Raw genomic sequence first — 1,354 nt, 5'->3', positions numbered from 1 at the left:
CAGGTCGCTGAAATAGTCAGTGCTCGACCTGCGGCGCGGAACATGATTCACCCCGAGCAGTTAGGCGGGGTGGTGAAGATGCGTGGAACGGACGAGGCGAGCGGATCGCTGTTCAGCTATGTCGACCTTGAAGCCCGGATTCCTGCGGGCCACCCACTTCGGAAGATACGACGGGTGGTCAACGAGGCGCTGGCCAGCCTCGATGCCGCGTTCGATGCGCTTTACATCGGCTTCGGTCGTCCCTCGATCCCGCCGGAGCGGCTGATCCGGGCGAGTCTGCTGCAGATCCTTTATTCCGTTCGCTCCGAGCGCCAGCTGATGGAGCAGATGAATTACAACCTTCTGTTTCGCTGGTTCGTCGGCCTTGGCGTGGATGACCCGGTCTGGGTGCCCACGGTCTTCACCAAGAACCGCGACCGGCTGCTGACGACCGAGATGTCGCGCGCGGTGATGGCCGCGATCTTGGCCCATCGCGACGTGGCGCCGCTGCTGTCGGACGATCATTTCTCGGTCGATGGCACGCTGGTGAAGGCCTGGGCGTCGATGAAGAGCGTCCAGCCCCGGGCAGACGGGACCTCGCCCGATGATGATCCAGGCGATCCGTCCGGGCCAGATGTCGCCATCGATCCCACCGTGTCGACCACCACTGAGACCGATCCTATGCCCCGCCCAGCCCGCCACAGCCGCAATGCCGAGGTCGATTTCCGGGGCCAGAGACGGACGAATGCCACCCATTGTTCGGTCACCGATCCGGACGCCCGGCTTTACAAGAAATCGCCCGGAACTGGGGCGATGCTGTGCTTCATCGGGCATGCGCTGATGGAGAACCGCTCCGGCCTGATCGTGCAGGGCGACCTCACTCGCGCCGATGGCAGGGCCGAGCGGCGCGCGGCGCTCGACATGATCCACCGTCATTCCCCGGGATCGACCCGAAGGCTGACGCTCGGCGCCGACCGCGGCTTCGATGCCGCAGGCTTTGTCACCGACCTGCGCGCGGCCTGTGTCACGCCCCATATCGCGCAAAGATCAAGGCATTCCGCGATCGACGGGCGCACTACCAGGCACGACGGCTACGCCAAATCCCAGCGTCACCGCAAACGGATCGAAGAGGCCTTCGGCTGGGCCAAGACCATCGGCGGCATGGCACAGACCGTCTACCGTGGCCTCGAAAAGGTGCGATCCCGCTTTATCCTCACCATGGCCGCCAACAATCTCGCCCGGCTCCCAAGGCTGATCGCCGCCTGAGCATGGAACTCGGCAGGGCCTACGCGACCACCAGAACAGCTACAAGCGCCAGGCTCTTGGCGGCCGGAACAGGAAAACTTCCCGGCGGAGCGACTATTTCAGCGACCTG

General features: G+C 64.5%; 1 protein-coding gene. It reads left to right on the top strand.

Going from position 1 to position 1,354, the window contains the following annotated elements:
* The first annotated feature begins 78 nt into the window (after positions 1-78).
* Entirely contained in the window at positions 79-1,245 is a 1,167-nt protein-coding gene (locus tag HOY34_RS21750) for an IS5 family transposase (protein WP_172366760.1), read from the top strand.
* The last annotated feature ends 109 nt before the right edge of the window (positions 1,246-1,354 follow it).

The organism is Pseudogemmobacter hezensis, from assembly GCF_013155295.1.
GTDB classification, from domain to species: domain Bacteria; phylum Pseudomonadota; class Alphaproteobacteria; order Rhodobacterales; family Rhodobacteraceae; genus Pseudogemmobacter; species Pseudogemmobacter hezensis.
The sequence above is the reverse complement of the archived record's forward strand: the minus strand, read 5'-3'. Positions and strand labels throughout refer to the sequence as shown.